General features: G+C 55.7%; 15 protein-coding genes. 7 read left to right on the top strand and 8 right to left on the bottom strand.

Going from position 1 to position 16,100, the window contains the following annotated elements:
* Nucleotides 1–66 precede the first annotated feature (66 nt).
* Entirely contained in the window at nt 67–942 is an 876-nt protein-coding gene (locus tag IM299_RS08130; protein WP_028013549.1) for a benzoate transporter, read from the top strand.
* A gap of 441 nt (nt 943–1,383) precedes the next feature.
* Here the strand turns inward: IM299_RS08130 and IM299_RS08125 are convergent, their stop codons facing one another.
* From IM299_RS08125 to yobA, 3 genes are read right to left on the bottom strand one after another with little or no spacing between them, the layout of a single operon-like run.
* Nucleotides 1,384–1,722 carry a YebY family protein gene (locus tag IM299_RS08125; protein ID WP_028013604.1) on the bottom strand — a complete coding sequence of 113 codons (339 nt, stop codon included), beginning with the start codon at nt 1,720–1,722 and terminating at the stop codon, nt 1,384–1,386.
* A 16-nt stretch (nt 1,723–1,738) separates the two neighbouring features.
* Nucleotides 1,739–2,608 (bottom strand): copper homeostasis membrane protein CopD, encoded by an 870-nt coding sequence (copD, locus tag IM299_RS08120; RefSeq protein ID WP_193357291.1) that lies wholly within the window; start codon nt 2,606–2,608, stop codon nt 1,739–1,741.
* Nucleotide 2,609: 1 nt separating this feature from the next.
* The gene (gene yobA / locus IM299_RS08115; protein ID WP_045260311.1) at nt 2,610–2,981 is read right to left on the bottom strand and encodes a CopC domain-containing protein YobA; all 372 of its coding nucleotides are present in this window, start codon (nt 2,979–2,981) and stop codon (nt 2,610–2,612) included.
* A gap of 136 nt (nt 2,982–3,117) precedes the next feature.
* Between yobA and IM299_RS08110 the strand changes: the two genes are divergently transcribed.
* The 3 genes from IM299_RS08110 to exoX all read left to right on the top strand — a co-directional run bounded on the left by IM299_RS08110 (nt 3,118) and on the right by exoX (nt 4,796).
* A complete protein-coding gene (locus tag IM299_RS08110; protein WP_008500465.1) occupies nt 3,118–3,348 on the top strand; it encodes a DNA polymerase III subunit theta in 231 nt (76 codons plus the stop codon).
* Between the two features lie 110 nt (nt 3,349–3,458).
* The gene (locus tag IM299_RS08105; protein WP_045260312.1) at nt 3,459–4,109 is read left to right on the top strand and encodes a nitrilase-related carbon-nitrogen hydrolase; all 651 of its coding nucleotides are present in this window, start codon (nt 3,459–3,461) and stop codon (nt 4,107–4,109) included.
* Between the two features lie 24 nt (nt 4,110–4,133).
* Nucleotides 4,134–4,796, top strand: a complete 663-nt coding sequence (gene exoX, locus IM299_RS08100; RefSeq protein ID WP_025756911.1) for an exodeoxyribonuclease X — start codon at nt 4,134–4,136, stop codon at nt 4,794–4,796.
* Here the strand turns inward: exoX and ptrB are convergent.
* On the bottom strand, nt 4,793–6,853 hold the full coding sequence (gene ptrB / locus IM299_RS08095; RefSeq protein WP_045260313.1) for an oligopeptidase B: 2,061 nt from the start codon (nt 6,851–6,853) through the stop codon (nt 4,793–4,795). The two genes, exoX and ptrB, sit on opposite strands and share 4 nt — an antisense overlap.
* Nucleotides 6,854–6,938: 85 nt before the next feature.
* A complete protein-coding gene (locus tag IM299_RS08090; RefSeq protein ID WP_193357290.1) occupies nt 6,939–7,589 on the bottom strand; it encodes a tellurite resistance TerB family protein in 651 nt (216 codons plus the stop codon).
* 170 nt (nt 7,590–7,759) lie between these two features.
* On the opposite strand from IM299_RS08090, the gene purT reads away from it, so the two are divergent.
* The gene (gene purT, locus IM299_RS08085) at nt 7,760–8,938 is read left to right on the top strand and encodes a formate-dependent phosphoribosylglycinamide formyltransferase (protein WP_163332585.1); all 1,179 of its coding nucleotides are present in this window, start codon (nt 7,760–7,762) and stop codon (nt 8,936–8,938) included.
* A 42-nt stretch (nt 8,939–8,980) separates the two neighbouring features.
* Here the strand turns inward: purT and kdgA are convergent, their stop codons facing one another.
* The 3 genes from kdgA to zwf form a co-directional block, all read right to left on the bottom strand.
* Complete coding sequence (gene kdgA / locus IM299_RS08080) at nt 8,981–9,622, bottom strand: bifunctional 4-hydroxy-2-oxoglutarate aldolase/2-dehydro-3-deoxy-phosphogluconate aldolase (RefSeq protein ID WP_014884307.1); 642 nt, start codon at nt 9,620–9,622, stop codon at nt 8,981–8,983.
* A 39-nt stretch (nt 9,623–9,661) separates the two neighbouring features.
* Nucleotides 9,662–11,473, bottom strand: a complete 1,812-nt coding sequence (gene edd, locus IM299_RS08075) for a phosphogluconate dehydratase (protein WP_041909456.1) — start codon at nt 11,471–11,473, stop codon at nt 9,662–9,664.
* Nucleotides 11,474–11,707: 234 nt separating this feature from the next.
* Nucleotides 11,708–13,183 carry a glucose-6-phosphate dehydrogenase gene (gene zwf / locus IM299_RS08070; RefSeq protein WP_028013613.1) on the bottom strand — a complete coding sequence of 492 codons (1,476 nt, stop codon included), beginning with the start codon at nt 13,181–13,183 and terminating at the stop codon, nt 11,708–11,710.
* A 358-nt stretch (nt 13,184–13,541) separates the two neighbouring features.
* On the opposite strand from zwf, the gene IM299_RS08065 reads away from it, so the two are divergent.
* Together IM299_RS08065 and pyk are read left to right on the top strand one after the other, a co-directional pair.
* A complete protein-coding gene (locus IM299_RS08065) occupies nt 13,542–14,411 on the top strand; it encodes a MurR/RpiR family transcriptional regulator (RefSeq protein WP_041909454.1) in 870 nt (289 codons plus the stop codon).
* Nucleotides 14,412–14,550: 139 nt separating this feature from the next.
* The gene (gene pyk, locus IM299_RS08060; RefSeq protein ID WP_028013616.1) at nt 14,551–15,993 is read left to right on the top strand and encodes a pyruvate kinase; all 1,443 of its coding nucleotides are present in this window, start codon (nt 14,551–14,553) and stop codon (nt 15,991–15,993) included.
* The last annotated feature ends 107 nt before the right edge of the window (nt 15,994–16,100 follow it).

Genomic DNA, 16,100 nt, shown 5'->3' with positions numbered 1-16,100 from the left:
CGCGAAATGAAAATAGCGAATGCGTTGGAAAAGCGCAGTGTAGACGCAAATTTAAGGACTTTAATGATGATTTACGACTGCTTCTTGTATTACGATGAAGATATGCTTCTTGATATCAGGCTGAATACGCTAGCAGGCGTTGTTGATCGCTTCGTTATTGTTGAGTCAACGCATACCTTTACCGGCAAAAAGCGGCAGCTTCACTTTGACATAAATAAATACGGTCCTTTTAAAGATAAAATTATTTATGTTGTGCATGATGAAACACCTCTCATGAAAGCCTCTGACGGCGGCGATCAGCATCAGGACGGTCTGGTGGTGGATGCATGGGCGAATGAAGCCGCGCAGAGAAATGCCATCATGCAGGGCCTCAAAAGTGCTAAAGATGATGATTTGATTTTAATTTCCGATGTGGACGAGATTTTTTCACCACAGGTTATCGGCTCTATCAACGCGAATAAACTCTGCACAACGCTTTATCAAAACTTTTATAATTATCAGTTTAATCTGCAGGTTTTTAATACAGATAACACCCCAAGAAAATGTAAACTGCCGAGAGCCACAAAATATAAAAACCTCGTTCATTTTTTTGGCGGCGAGCCTGAGTCGTTCAGAAATCTTAAACGCACCAGAAGCGTCAAAAACTGGTCCTGGCTTAAATGGAACTGGTTCAAACTTAACAATCGCATCATTGAAAATAGTGGCTGGCATTTCTCATGGGTTATGACCCCTGAACGCATATCAGAAAAAATGTCCACCATCTCCCACACGGAATACGATCTGCCTGAGTTCAACAACCCGGAACATATCATGAAGGTGATAAAAAACGCCGAAGATATCTGGGGACGAGACAGGAAGTTAATCAGGCAAGAGCTGTCGGCAGACAGTTTCCCCGAGTATATCGTTAACAACAAAGATAAATTCAGGGAATTCATTATTTAACTATCAGGCCGGGCCTTTACTTCACCGACGAAGATTCCACAGCGATCGCCAGGACACAATTTTTTAACAAAGATGCCAAAAAACCCTGGACGTACGCGGTCCTGAGTATGTTATGGTTTAGTCAGGATAGGGAACTGTCCAGCCATTCTCGGGGTTTTCGGTCCATAACCAAAGAAATCTTTTGAGAAACATAGAGATAAAAAGAGACCGAATACGATTCCTGTATTCGGTCCAGGGAAATGGCTCTTGGGAGAGAGCCGTGCGCTAAAAGTTGGCATTAATGCAGGCTAAGTCGCCTTGCCTTTTAAGAATAGATGACGACGCCAGGTTTTCCAGTCCACAGCAAAAGTGGCCTGAAAAAAAGCGTCAGAGCATCATTAAAAGTGAAAAACCGCAGTGCTCTGGCGAGCATCTGCGGTTTTTTTATTGGAAACCTGAACGTCAGCAGAGCTTGTCAGCGCGCTCGATAAACGGTGCCAGGCTCATCTTCTGCCCCGGGTTGGCCGGGTCATCAATCTGAATCACGCTGACTGGCTGACCGCTGCTCTTGCCGCTGGCGACCTGCTGCTCAGCGGTATCGTTGAGCGGGTACTGGACCAGCGTGCTCGGGTTGATCGCATACAGCGCATGGCCCGGACGACAGGTCAACATCACCTCTTCGCGATTAAAGGCCCATTTGTCTTTGCCCACTTCAAAGCGGCTTACGGTGATTACCTGCGGTGCCGCCAGAGCGCTTCCCGCGCAGGCCAGCAGTAAGAGAGAAAGTACTGTCTTTTTCATTTAATAGTTAACCTTGTCAGAAGGGTTCCCAGGTAGCAAACAGACTGACCGTTGCCAGAACCAGCGCGCCCAGCACCACCTCTGCCTGTGTCATCCTGATAAACATCTGTTGTGCGCGCCCGGAATCCGGACGGAACCGTGGCACCAGAAAATACCGATTTGCCAGCGCAATTGCCACCATCAACGCCACGAGAGCACATTTGAACAACAAAAACTGCACGTAGCCAGCCTGCCAGGGAATATGGATGCCCAGAATCAACAGCGCATTCACTACGCCGGTAAGCAGCACGCCTGCGACGGCATAATGCCCCACGCGCGAGAAACGCATCATGGTATAGATGGCTGCGTTCTGCCAGCGTCCTTTCGCCAGACGCATGCAGAACAGCAGCGGCAGCAATCCACCCACCCAGGTTGCGGCACACAGCAGGTGAACAGCATGATTGAGTCGCTGTATCGCCCCCATCGGGCCGTCGCTCATCGCCGCGTGCCCTACCCCTGCCAGCAGGATAAGCTGGCCCATGGCGAGCAGCAGCAGGCGCGAGCCTTTCAGCGGCGCGAGCCACGCGACGACAAGGGTGATGGCAGCAAGGATAATTTGCCACAACCAGACGCCACCAAACCGCGTTCCCAGCACGCTGTACCAGATTTGCGGGTTAAACACATCGCCCCAGCCGTTGCCCATTAAGCCGCCCTGAAGCATAAACATCAGGATCGCAGCGGTCAGGCTGACGATGGATGCCACTCTCTGCTGGAGCTGGAAACGCCGGGCCATCAGGCGGTGCAGCCCGGAAGGCGCAAACCAGACGCTGTAAAGCGCGTTGCCAAAAACGAGCATTAGCGCCGCAAAATGGATAAAGCGCAATCCTACGTATAACAGTCCCAGCATGCTATTTCACGCTGAAGCGATAGCTGCCTTTGGTTTTATGGCCGTCGACGGAAACCACGTGCCAGTCCACCCGGTAAGCCCCCGGCGCCAGCGTCTGTTCCAGCGGAACGGTCAGCTGTGCTTTGTTCTTTTCGTCTCGCGTGGCGGTACCGGTTTTGATCACCTGCTTTTGCGCATCCGTCACCACGACGCCGCTAAATCCGGGCTCGATACCTTCGGAGAAATTCAGCGTCAGCACCTGCGGTGACGCCACCTGGCTGTCCGCTGCCGGGCTCTGCTGCTCAAGATGCGCATGCGCCAGCACGGAGGGTGAGATTACCGTTGAGGCCAAAAAAACCAGTGCGCATACCGCGCGGGAAGCGGATAAACCCATCACAATCATTCCTTTTTGTTATGTCTGTATGCTAAAGAATAACGCTGTATAATAAACGAGTCGAGGATCATCCCGCTCTGCTTGTCATCGTCGCGCAATCGCGGTAACGTTGCCGCCGCAAAATAAGGAGAAGGTAATGAAGATTAATCTGGCCGCCCTTCCTCAGGACGAGATGGATAAAGTGAATGTCGATCTCGCTGCCGCTGGCGTCGCCTTTAAAGAGCGTTACAACATGCCCGTCGTGGCTGAAGTGGTGGAGCGAGAACAGCCCGCCCATCTGCGTGACTGGTTTCGCGAAAGGTTAATTGCCCACCGTCTCGCCTCGGTCAACCTCTCCCGCTTGCCGTACGAGCCGAAAGTTAAATAAGCTTAACGACTCGTTACACTTCCTTACGCGGAATCTGGCAGGATAAGAAAACCCTGATTAAATTAGGTGTACTCTTTAATCCCTGCGACTCTGTGTATAAGGAAGTCACGATGTCACATTGGAATATTGCGGCAGCCCAGTATGGCGGGCAGCATCACAGCGTAGATGACCATATTGCGCACCATCTCCACTTTATTGCCGAAGCAGCACAGCATCAGTGCGATTTGCTGGTTTTTCCGGAACTCTCATTAACCGGCCCGGGCGCGACGGCATTACCGCTCCCGCCCGAAGACGATCGACTACAGCCGTTGCTTGATGCCGCGCATTTTTACCGCATTACCCTCATTGCAGGGCTTCCCGTTGAACGAAACGGTCAGCGCCAGAAAGGCCTTGCGCTGTTTATCCCCTCCCGCGATCGTATTCTGCGTTACCCTCAGGGGAGCGGCGCCAGCCTGGTGCCGGGTGATAAACAACTCACGATTATCGATGGGCAAAGCGATTCCCCGAATCTTGATCCGCAGGCAACACTCTTCACCAGCTGCCAGTCGGTGAGGGATTACCGCTGGCGACAGTCCATCAATACCCTGCAACGCTTTGCGCACAGGTATGCCATCGCGGTGTTAATGGCAAATGCCGGCGCGGGCAGCGCGTTATGGGATGAAAAAGGCCAGTTGATCGTTCGGGCAGATAAGGGTGAGCTCCTGTTGACCGGCACGCGCAACGGACAGGGTTGGCAAGGCGATATCATTCCTTTAGGCTAAGCGTTTTAAGCTCAGGAGATTTTCATGCTGCGCGTCATTGATACCGAAACTTGCGATCTTCAGGGCGGAATTGTGGAAGTGGCCTCGGTCGACGTGGTTGATGGAAAAATCGTCAACCCGATGAGCCATCTGGTGCGTCCCGATCGTCCTATTAGCCCACAGGCCATGGCTATCCATCGCATTACAGAATCAATGGTGGCGGATAAACCCTGGATAGAAGACGTTATCCCGCACTACTACGGCAGCCCATGGTACGTTGCCCACAACGCCAGCTTTGACCGTCGGGTACTCCCCGAAATGCCCGGGGAGTGGATTTGTACCATGAAGCTGGCGCGTCGCCTCTGGCCAGGGATCAAGTACAGCAATATGGCGCTGTATAAATCCCGCAAGCTCAGCGTCAGAACCCCTGAAGGGCTGCACCATCACCGCGCCCTGTATGACTGCTATATCACCGCCGCGCTGCTCATAGACATTATGAACACATCGGGCTGGACGCCGGATGATATGGCAACGATCACCGGACGCCCTGCGCTGCTGACGACGTTCACCTTCGGCAAATACCGCGGGAGAGCGGTATCGGATATTGCAGATAAAGATCCGGGCTATCTGCGCTGGCTGTATAACAACCTCGACAAAATGAGCCCGGAGCTGCGCTTAACCCTGAAACACTATCTGGGCGAAGCTTAACGCTGCACACGGCCTGGCAACGTATCCTGCGCCAGGCCTATCAAAAAGGCATACTCCAGGGCCACTCCTTCGTAGGATTTGAATCGACCCGATTTCCCCCCGTGCCCTGAGTCCATATCGGTGCAGAGTAGCAGCAGGTTGTCATCGGTTTTCAGCTCCCGCAGCTTTGCTACCCATTTTGCCGGTTCCCAGTATTGCACCTGTGAATCGTGCAAACCGGTCGTCACCAGCATGTGCGGGTACGCTTTCGCTTCCACGTTGTCATACGGGCTGTACTCTTTCATATAGCGATAATAGGTTTCATCCTGCGGGTTGCCCCACTCCTCAAACTCCCCGGTCGTCAAAGGGATGGACTCATCGAGCATGGTGGTAACCACATCGACAAACGGGACCTGCGCAACAATGCCCTTAAAGCGATCGGGCCGCTGATTGATGACCGCCCCCATCAGCATCCCCCCCGCGCTACCGCCCATGCCGAAGCAAAGCTGAGGATCGCCATAGCCTTGCTCAATCAGCGCATCGCAGACGTCGAGATAGTCGTTGAAGGTGTTTTTCTTTTTCAGGAATTTCCCGTCTTCATACCAGTGCTGCCCCAGCTCGCCGCCGCCGCGAATATGGGCAATGGCGAAAACAAAGCCGCGGTCGAGCAGGCTTAATCTGCTGCTGCTGAAGTCGGCATCCATGCTGGAGCCATAGGAGCCGTAGCCGTAGACCAGGATCGGATTTTTACCCTTCTGGAAATGCGCCTTGTGATAAACGAGCGAAACAGGTACCTCCACGCCATCGCGCGCGGTGACCCACAGGTGTTCGCTGCGGTAATTGTCGGAATCAAAGCCCTTCACTTCGGTTTGCTTAAGTACCTGGCGCTGTCCGGTATCCATATCCAGCTCAAAGAGCGTATCCGGCGTGGTCATGGACGAGTAGCCGTAGCGCAGCCGGGACGATTCAGGTTCCGGGTTAAAGCCGATCCACGTGACGTAGGCCGGATCGTCGAACGCAATCCCTATCACCTCACGCGTTTTACGGTTGATCTGCCGGATACTGGTCAGCCCCCGCTGGCGCTCCTCCACCACCAGCCAGTCGGTAAACAGCGTGAACCCTTCCAGCATCACCTGATCCCGCGCGGGAATGAGCACCTCCCACTTGCGCTCGTCGCGCACCTTGGTTTTGTACAGACCAAAGTTCTTGCCTTCACGATTCGAACGCAGATAAAAGCTGTGCTGGAAGTGATCCAGGCTGTACTCGTGATCCTTGCGGCGCGGCAGGAAACAGAGCGGCTGGGCGTCAGGCAGTTCGGCATCCAGGAGCAGCACTTCCGAGGTGGTGGCGCTGGCGAGGAAGATAATCACATAGTGGCGCGAGGAGGTTTTATGCAGGCTGACATAAAACGTTTCGTCTTTCTCTTCATAGACCAGCTCGTCATCGGCTGAGTCCGTGCCTACGGTATGCCGCCACACCTGATAAGGCAGCAGCGTGGAGGCGTGCTTTTTAACGTAGTAGACCGTCTCGGAATCGTTCGCCCAGACAAAATCCGGGGAGACGTTTTCCAGCATTTCCGGATACCAGTTGCCGGTTTCCAGATTGCGAAAACGCAGGCCGTACTGGCGCCGGGAGAGATAATCCTCCGCCAGTGCCATGATGGTGTTGTCCGGGGAGATGGACATACCGCCCAGGGTATAAAACTCGCTGTGGGCGGCACGCTGGTTCGCATCCAGCAAAATGTCCCATTCATCCCACTCGGCGCTTAATACCGACTGTCGTTGATAGATGGGATACTCGTTGCCCGGCTCATAGATATGGCGATAGCGATAGCCGTTTTTGGTCCAGGGCGCGGAGATGTCGCGCTGGGGAATACGCTGCACCATTTCGTTCAGCAGCTGGTCCTGCAGCGCCTGCTGGCTGGCCATGACCCTGCGGCCATAGTCGTTTTCCTCGTGCAGGTAGTCGAGCACCTCTGGCCGGGAACGCGAATCGTCCCGCAGCCAGTAGTAGTTGTCTATGCGCGTATCGCCATGCGTGACGATCGCATAAGGAGTACGTCGGGCTTTCGGTGGCATGTCATCATTCTTTTAAGTTTTACACCCTATAAGGTTGGCAAAACCCGCGCATGATGCAAGCGAAACATGACCCCGGGGGCGCGAGTTAGCCCTGTAGCGCCTGTTTTTGTTCCCCGATATCTTTTTCTATCCCCTCGCGCACATCCTGAGGGATCTTCAGCGCGTCACCGAGGGCGTTAAGGTAGCTACGCTCCATAAAGTGATCGATATCTATGGCGGCACAGCTGAGAAAATAGAGTTCCAGCGCCTCTTCCTCATTTTTCACGCTCAGTGCCAGACGCTGCGGATCGAGCGGCTGTTCAATGGCCTGCGCCACCAGCGTTCTGCCCTGTTCTTCAACACCCGCCTCGCGCAGGTGCTGTTCGATAGCCGCTCTCTCATTATCATCAATATGCCCGTCGCTTTTGGCGGCAAACACCAGCGCAAGGATGAGCCGCTCCGTGCGCAGATCCAGCGGAGAAGTATGCTCCCCATAGTGAGGTTCATCGCGGTGCGCCGCTCGCACCCTGTCCTTATATTTGTTCCACAGCACGGTGCCGGCGATAGCGCCGCCCCCGGCCAGCAGCGCGCCGGTACCGTACTTCGCCAGCAGCTTGCGTGAGGATTTATTGGCAACCAGCAGCCCTGCCAGCCCACCGAGCGCCCCCGGTACCAGCAGTTTGCTCAGCCCCTGTTCGCCGGAACCAGACGTTTTCTGCCCTAACATGGATTGCAGTTGATTTAACCAGCCTGACATGGTTTCCCTCGCTTAACGGTTAACATGTTCTCCAGCGTAAGCGAGCAGGCGTCAGGAAATGTCCATCAAGCCTAAAGAAGCGCAAATTTCTGGTCTGCCCTTTTGCCGTGCGCAAGACAGACGCAAACGTTTTCGTTTATACTGCGCGCATCTTTTTCAGGGGGAATGTTATGACTCGTTTAGGAACCGCGCTGCGACCTGCGGCGACGCGCGTAATGCTGTTGGGATCGGGCGAACTGGGTAAAGAAGTCGCCATTGAGTGTCAGCGTTTAGGGGTGGAGGTGATTGCCGTAGACCGCTACGCCGACGCGCCCGCCATGCACGTCGCCCATCGTTCTTATGTGATTAACATGCTGGACGGTGATGCCCTGCGTACGCTCATTGCACGGGAGAAACCGGATTTTGTCGTGCCGGAAATTGAAGCTATCGCAACCGATACGCTGATCGCCCTTGAGCAGGAAGGCCAGCGCGTGGTGCCCTGCGCGAAAGCCGCAAAGCTGACCATGAACCGTGAAGGCATTCGCCGCCTGGCGGCGGAGGAGCTGGGGCTGCCTACTTCAAGCTACCGTTTTGCGGGTGACAAAGCCGCATTCCTGCAGGCCGTTGAAGAGATTGGCTACCCGTGCATCATTAAGCCGGTGATGAGCTCTTCCGGGAAAGGTCAGAGCTTTATTCGCGACAGCAGCGCGCTGGACAGCGCGTGGGATTATGCGCAACAGGGTGGCCGTGCCGGTGCCGGTCGCGTGATCGTCGAAGGCGTGGTGAAGTTTGATTTCGAAATCACTCTGCTCACCGTCAGTGCCGTGGACGGCGTCCATTTCTGCGACCCGATTGGCCACCGCCAGGAAGATGGCGATTATCGTGAATCCTGGCAGCCGCAGCAGATGAGCGACCTGGCGCTGGAGCGTGCCCGGGAGATTGCCCGTAAGACCGTTCTGGCCCTGGGCGGTTATGGCCTGTTCGGCGTGGAGCTGTTCGTCTGCGGTGACGAAGTGATCTTCAGCGAAGTTTCCCCTCGCCCGCACGACACCGGTATGGTCACGCTCATTTCGCAGGATCTCTCGGAGTTCGCCCTGCACGTGCGCGCCTTCCTCGGCCTGCCGGTTGGCGGCATCCGCCAGTACGGCCCGGCGGCGTCGGCGGTGATCCTTCCGCAGCTGACCAGCCAGAATGTGACGTTTGATAACGTCGAAGGCGCGGTGGGCGCAGGCCTGCAGGTCCGTCTGTTCGGCAAGCCGGAGATCGACGGTACGCGTCGTCTGGGCGTGGCGTTAGCCACCGGGGATAACGTTGACGAGGCCGTAGTAAGAGCAAAAGCGGCGGCTGCGAACGTTCAGGTAGCAGGATAAAAAAAACGGGCCGAAAGGCCCGTTTTTCATGCTGCATATGGCTTACTGCTTCGCGCCTTCAACCGCTTCACGAGCCAGTTTCGTGATGCGATCCCAGTCACCCGCTTCCAGCGCATCCGCCGGAACCAGCCATGAGCCGCCGATGCACAGCACGCTTTTCAGCGCCAGGTAGTCGCGGTAGTTAGCCGGGGAGATACCGCCCGTCGGGCAGAAGCGTACCTGAGAGAAGGGACCGGCAATCGCCTGCAGCGCTTTGGTGCCGCCGTTCGCTTCCGCCGGGAAGAATTTGAACTCTTTCAGACCGTAGTCCATGCCCAGCATCAGTTCAGAAACGGTGCTGATGCCCGGGATCAAGGGAATGGTGCCTTCGGTCGCGGCCTTCAGCAGCGGCTCGGTCAGACCCGGGCTGATGGCAAACTGTGCGCCGGCTTCGGTCACTTCCGCCAGCTGCTGCGCGTTGAGAACGGTACCCGCACCGATGATGGCGTCCGGCACTTCTTTAGCGATGGCGCGGATGGCATCCATCGCGCAGGCGGTACGCAGGGTCACTTCCAGAACGCGAACGCCGCCCGCAACCAGCGCTTTCGCCATTGGCACAGCGTGCTCCAGCTTGTTTACCACGATAACCGGCACGACAGGGCCAGTGGTCAGGATTGCTTCTGCACTTGTTTTCCAGTTTTTCATCAGAGTTCTCTCTCGCCAGATCGTTAAAATCAAGTCGTCTTAAAACGTAATACAGGTTGCGCCCTGCTCCGCACCGGAGAGCTTCTCACGCAGCGCGCTGAACATTTCGCGTCCGGTCCCCACGCGCGATGCGCTCAGGTCAGGAATATGAGGCTGACGTGCCGCCAGCTCCGCGTCATCCACCAGCAGGGTTAACTCGCCAGTCTGGCCGTTCACGCGGATCATGTCGCCGTCGCGCACTTTCGCCAGCAAGCCGCCGTCGTAGGCTTCAGGCGTGACGTGGATGGCGGAAGGCACTTTGCCGGATGCGCCTGACAGGCGGCCATCGGTCACTAACGCAATTTTGAAACGGCGGTCCAATAATACACCAAGTGGTGGCATAAGTTTATGTAATTCTGGCATGCCGTTCGCTTTTGGCCCCTGATGACGCACGACCACCACGCAGTCTTTATCCAGCAGACCGGCGTCGAAGGCAGGCAACACGTCGTGCTGGCTTTCAAACACTACCGCCGGGGCCTCGATAACCTGGTTCTCTTCCGGCACGGCAGAGGTTTTCATCACCGCGCGGCCAAGGTTGCCGCTCAGCACTTTGGTACCGCCGTGGTGGGAGAACGGTTTGTCGATAGTGGCAATCACCTGCGGATCAAGAGACGCGGTTGCCCCGTCGCGCCAGTCCAGCTCGCCGTTGTTCAGCCACGGTTCCTGGGTGTAGCGCTGTAGGCCAAATCCGGCCACGGTGTTCACGTCTTCATGCAGCAGACCGCCTTTCAGCAGCTCGCGCATCAGCAGCGGCACGCCGCCCGCGGCCTGGAAGTGGTTGATGTCCGCCGGGCCGTTCGGGTACAGACGCGCCATCAGCGGTACCACGGAGGAGATGTCGGAGAAGTCATCCCAGTTAATCAGGATACCCGCCGCGCGCGCCATGGCTACCAGGTGCATGGTGTGGTTAGTTGAACCGCCGGTCGCCAGCAGGGCGACGATACCGTTGACGATCACTTTTTCGTCGACCATTTTGCCCATCGGCATCCATTCATTGCCGTTTCCTGTCAGGCGCGTCACCTGACGGGCCGCGGCCTCGGTCAGCGCCTGGCGCAGCGGCGCGTCCGGCTGGATGAAGGACGAGCCCGGAAGCTGCATCCCCATGAACTCCACCACCATCTGGTTGGTGTTGGCCGTGCCGTAGAACGTACAGGTGCCCGGCGCATGGTAGGACGCGGCTTCGGCTTCCAGCAGCGCCTGACGATCGGCTTTGCCTTCCGCATACAGCTGGCGGATACGCACTTTTTCTTTATTCGGCAGACCGCTGGCCATCGGGCCGGACGGCACGAAAATCGCTGGCAGATGACCAAACGACAGCGCTGCCATCACCAGGCCCGGGACGATTTTGTCGCACACGCCGAGATACAGCGCACCATCAAACATGTTGTGTGACAGGCCCACAGCCGCAGACATCGCAATCACTTCGCGGCTCAGCAGCGACAGCTCCATACCATCCTGCCCCTGCGTCACGCCGTCGCACATGGCCGGGACGCCCCCTGCCACCTGCCCGACCGCGTTCACGCTGTGCAGCGCTTTACGAATGATGTTGGGATAGACCTCATACGGCTGGTGCGCGGAGAGCATATCGTTATAGGACGTGATAATAGCGATATTGTTACGCAACATGCTTTTCAGGGAGGCTTTGTCATCGGGCTGGCAGGCGGCGAAGCCGTGGGCCAGGTTACCGCAGGCCAGCTGGGAGCGGTGAACGGTGTTGCTTTTCGCCTGTTCAATGCGGGCGAGGTAGGCCGAACGGGTCTCTTTCGAGCGCTCGATAATGCGTTGTGTTACGCGTAACAATACAGGATTCATAAAAGCTCCTTTAATTTATCTGTCCGGGCTCGGGAGTTTACAAAGTCACTGGCGGTTGTTAACAACGCTGAAACGCTTGCTGTCCGGAGCTCAGGGGCAAAATCACTTCCGGCAGTGTAATAAAAAAAGCCCCGCGGGTGAATCCACGCGGAGCTTAAAAGTATAAAAATTGTGCCACTAGCTGTGTTAGATCATGTTACCGGTAAAATAACACTTTCGGGCTAGCGGAATATCCTACTCAAACTCGTTCCAGGAGCGGCCATCGCGGGTGATCATCGCCACCGACGCCACAGGCCCCCAGGTACCCGCCTGATACGGTTTTGGCGCATCCTGATCGGCGGCCCAGGCTTCGGTGATGGAATCGACCCATTTCCACGCCTCTTCCACTTCGTCGCGACGCACGAACAGCGCCTGGATACCGCGCATGGTTTCCAGCAGCAGACGCTCGTAAGCATCCGCAAGGTGCGTCTGGTTGAAGGTTTCGGAGTAGCTCAGATCCAGCTTGGTGGTCTGCAGGTTGTGCTTATGATCCAGGCCCGGCACTTTGTTGAGGATCTGGATATCCACCCCTTCGTCCGGCTGCAGACGGATGGTCAGCTTGTTCTGCGGCAGCTCCTGCCAGGACTCTTTGAACAGGTTCAGTTCCGGGTTCTTAAAGTAGACAACCACTTCGGAACACTTCGTCGGCAGACGCTTACCGGTGCGCAGGTAGAACGGCACGCCCGCCCAGCGCCAGTCGTCGATATCCACGCGGATCGCCACAAACGTCTCGGTATTGCTGGACTTGTTCGCGCCCTCTTCTTCCAGGTAGCCTGGCACCTTTTTGCCTTGCGCAAACCCGGCAGTGTACTGGCCGCGAACGGTTTTCTCGCGCACGTTGGAGCGGTCGATGCGGCGCAGCGACTTCAGCACTTTCACTTTGGCATCGCGGATGCTGTCAGCCGTCAGGTCAGACGGTGGAGACATGGCAATCATGCACAGAATTTGCAGCAGGTGGTTCTGGATCATGTCGCGCATCTGGCCGGCCTGGTCAAAGTAACCCCAGCGACCTTCAATCCCCACCTCTTCCGCCACGGTAATTTCCACGTGGTCAATGGTACGGTTGTCCCAGTTATTCACAAACAGGGAGTTAGCGAAACGCAGCGCCAGCAGGTTCAGTACCGTCTCTTTACCGAGATAGTGGTCGATACGGTAGACCTGGCACTCTTCAAAGAACTCGCCCACCTGGTCGTTGATTTCACGGGAGGTAGCCAGCGACGTCCCCAGCGGCTTTTCCATCACCACGCGCGCCGGCTTGGCGTTCAGTTTGGCTTCGCCCAAACCTTTGCAGATGGCGCCAAAGGTGCTTGGCGGCATGGCGAAATAGTTAATGGTGACACGGTTTTTCTGATCCAGCATGGCACCCAGACGGGAAAACGCGCTGACGTCGTTAACGTCCAGGTTGCAGAAATCGAGACGACCGCTGAGGGTATCCCACAAACTTTCATCAATTTTTTCCTTCATGAAAGTTTCGAGCGCCTCGCGGACGACTTTGGTATAAGCGTCCTTGTCCCAGTCGGCGCGCCCAACCCCCAGGATACGCGTATCCGGATGAATTTGGCCCGCTTTCTCCAGTTGATACAGGGAAGGCAGCAATTTTCGGCGTGCAAGATCGCCTTTCGCGCCGAAAATGACCAGGTCACATGCCTGGGCTGTTTGCGTTACCGCCATGTCATTCTCCTCAGTTGGATCACCTGGTGCTTCTGCCAGGTATCGTTGTAATTTTATTACAATGCACTGTACTGCTTTTACGTCATTCCCGAAACCATTAGCGCTTATCGTCTCGTGCGATACGGCGATTTTTCGCCATTCAGCCGATTATGGCGACGTAATGACGCAACAGCCGTCGATAATTTGCGCAACAGGGTCATAGCAAAACCCGACATCGATCAAGTAATGAAAAAAAACAACAACATTATCTTGTCGACTGTTACCCTTTAGGGAAGCCACAGGGGTAATATCGGCTAATCGAATCAAGATTTCATCAATGAGTGAAATCGTTTCCACCCCCATGAGCGCCTTGTTAACAATGAACATGCTTGAAAAAATCCAGTATCAACTGGAACACCTTAGCAAATCCGAGCGAAAAGTGGCTGAAGTCATTCTGGCCGCGCCCGGTCAGGCGATTCATTCAAGCATCGCCGCTCTGGCTCAGGAAGCGGGCGTCAGTGAACCGACGGTCAACCGCTTCTGCCGCAGCCTGGAAACGCGCGGCTTTCCTGATTTTAAACTGCATCTGGCACAAAGTCTGGCAAACGGCACCCCCTATGTTAATCGTAATGTGGATGAAGACGACAGCGTAGATGCCTATACGGCAAAAATATTTGAGTCGGCCATGGCCACGCTCGATCACGTTCGTCAAAGTCTGGATATGAGTTCAGTAAACCGCGCGGTGGATTTACTCACCCAGGCCAAACGCATTGCGTTCTTCGGTCTTGGCTCGTCAGCCGCCGTGGCGCACGACGCCATGAATAAATTCTTCCGCTTTAACGTGCCGGTTATTTATTCCGATGACATTGTGCTGCAACGCATGAGCTGTATGAATTGCAGTGAGGATGACGTCGTGGTACTGATTTCGCACACTGGCCGCACCAAAAGCCAGGTTGAGCTGGCGCAGCTGGCCCGTGAAAACGATGCCATGGTAATCGCCCTCACCACCGCCGGCACGCCGCTGGCGCGGGAGGCGACTCTCGCCATTACCCTTGACGTGCCTGAGGATACCGACATGTATATGCCAATGGTGTCTCGTCTGGCGCAGCTCACGGTAATCGACGTACTGGCGACCGGATTTACCTTACGCCGGGGCGCAAAATTCCGAGATAACTTGAAGCGAGTCAAGGAAGCGCTGAAGGAATCGCGTTTTGATAAAGAATTGCTTATAAAGAGCGATGTTCCCTGAAAGTAGATAACGAAGACGTAACCCATAATTAGATGTAACGATTTTCGGCATTCGGCCCCCTCTTTGCTGCCTTGCGGTAGATGAAGGCCGATTCAATGTTCACGCAACACCAAAGTTGTTTCAGTCAACGGAGTATTACATGTCCAGAAGGCTTCGCAGAACCAAGATCGTCACCACCTTAGGCCCGGCCACCGATCGCGATAATAACCTCGAAAAGATTATCGCCGCTGGCGCCAACGTGGTACGTATGAACTTCTCTCACGGTACGCCAGAAGACCATAAATTGCGTGCCGATAAAGTGCGTGAGATCGCCGCTAAGCTGGGCCGCCACGTCGCTATCCTCGGCGACCTGCAGGGTCCAAAAATTCGTGTATCAACCTTTAAAGAAGGTAAAGTTTTCCTCAATATCGGCGACAAATTCCTGCTGGATGCCAACCTCGGCAAAGGCGAAGGCGATAAAGAGAAAGTCGGGATCGACTATAAAGGCCTGCCGGCTGATGTGGTCCCTGGCGATATCCTGCTGCTCGACGACGGTCGCGTCCAGCTGAAGGTGCTGGAAGTTCAAGGGATGAAAGTGTTCACTGAAGTCACCGTCGGCGGCCCGCTCTCCAACAATAAAGGCATCAACAAACTGGGCGGCGGCCTCTCTGCGGAAGCCCTGACCGACAAAGACAAAGCGGATATCGTAACGGCGGCCCAGATCGGCGTTGACTATCTGGCGGTCTCCTTCCCACGCTGTGGCGAAGATCTGAACTATGCGCGCCGCCTGGCCCGTGACGCAGGCTGTGATGCCAAAATCGTCGCTAAGGTTGAACGCGCGGAAGCCGTGTGCGATCAGGATGCGATGGACGATGTGATCCTCGCCTCTGACGTGGTGATGGTTGCCCGTGGCGATCTGGGCGTGGAAATCGGCGATCCTGAACTGGTCGGTATCCAGAAAGCGCTGATTCGTCGCGCACGTCAGCTGAACCGCGCGGTGATCACCGCCACCCAGATGATGGAATCCATGATCACTAACCCAATGCCAACCCGTGCGGAAGTCATGGACGTCGCTAACGCCGTGCTGGACGGTACCGATGCGGTGATGCTGTCAGCGGAAACCGCGGCAGGCCAGTATCCGGCAGAAACCGTGGCCGCAATGGCGCGCGTCTGCCTGGGCGCGGAGAAGATCCCAAGCATTAACGTCTCCAAGCACCGCCTGGATATCCAGTTCGACAATGTGGAAGAAGCGATTGCGATGTCCGCCATGTATGCGGCCAACCATCTGAAAGGCGTTACGGCGATCATCACCATGACCGAATCTGGCCGCACCGCGCTGATGACCTCTCGCATCAGCTCCGGCCTGCCGATTTTCGCCATGTCACGCCACGAGCGTACGCTGAACCTGACGGCGCTGTACCGCGGTGTTACCCCAGTACACTTCGACAGCACCAATGACGGCGTAGCCGCGGCGCACGATGCCGTAAACCTGCTGCGCGATAAAGGTTACCTGGTGTCTGGTGATATCGTCATCGTGACGCAGGGTGACGTGATGAGCACCATCGGCTCAACCAATACCACGCGCGTACTGACCGTAGAGTAAGATCCGCTCCCCTCTCCCCTAAGGGGTGTACAGTCCGGGGACATAGTGAACACTTGTTCGGGGACATGGTAGACACTTACAACTAAGGCATAAGAACCCGTCTATGG

This window comes from Enterobacter cloacae complex sp. P47BA (genome assembly GCF_014930485.1).
Lineage (GTDB): Bacteria > Pseudomonadota > Gammaproteobacteria > Enterobacterales > Enterobacteriaceae > Enterobacter > Enterobacter bugandensis.
The sequence above is the reverse complement of the archived record's forward strand: the minus strand, read 5'-3'. Positions and strand labels throughout refer to the sequence as shown.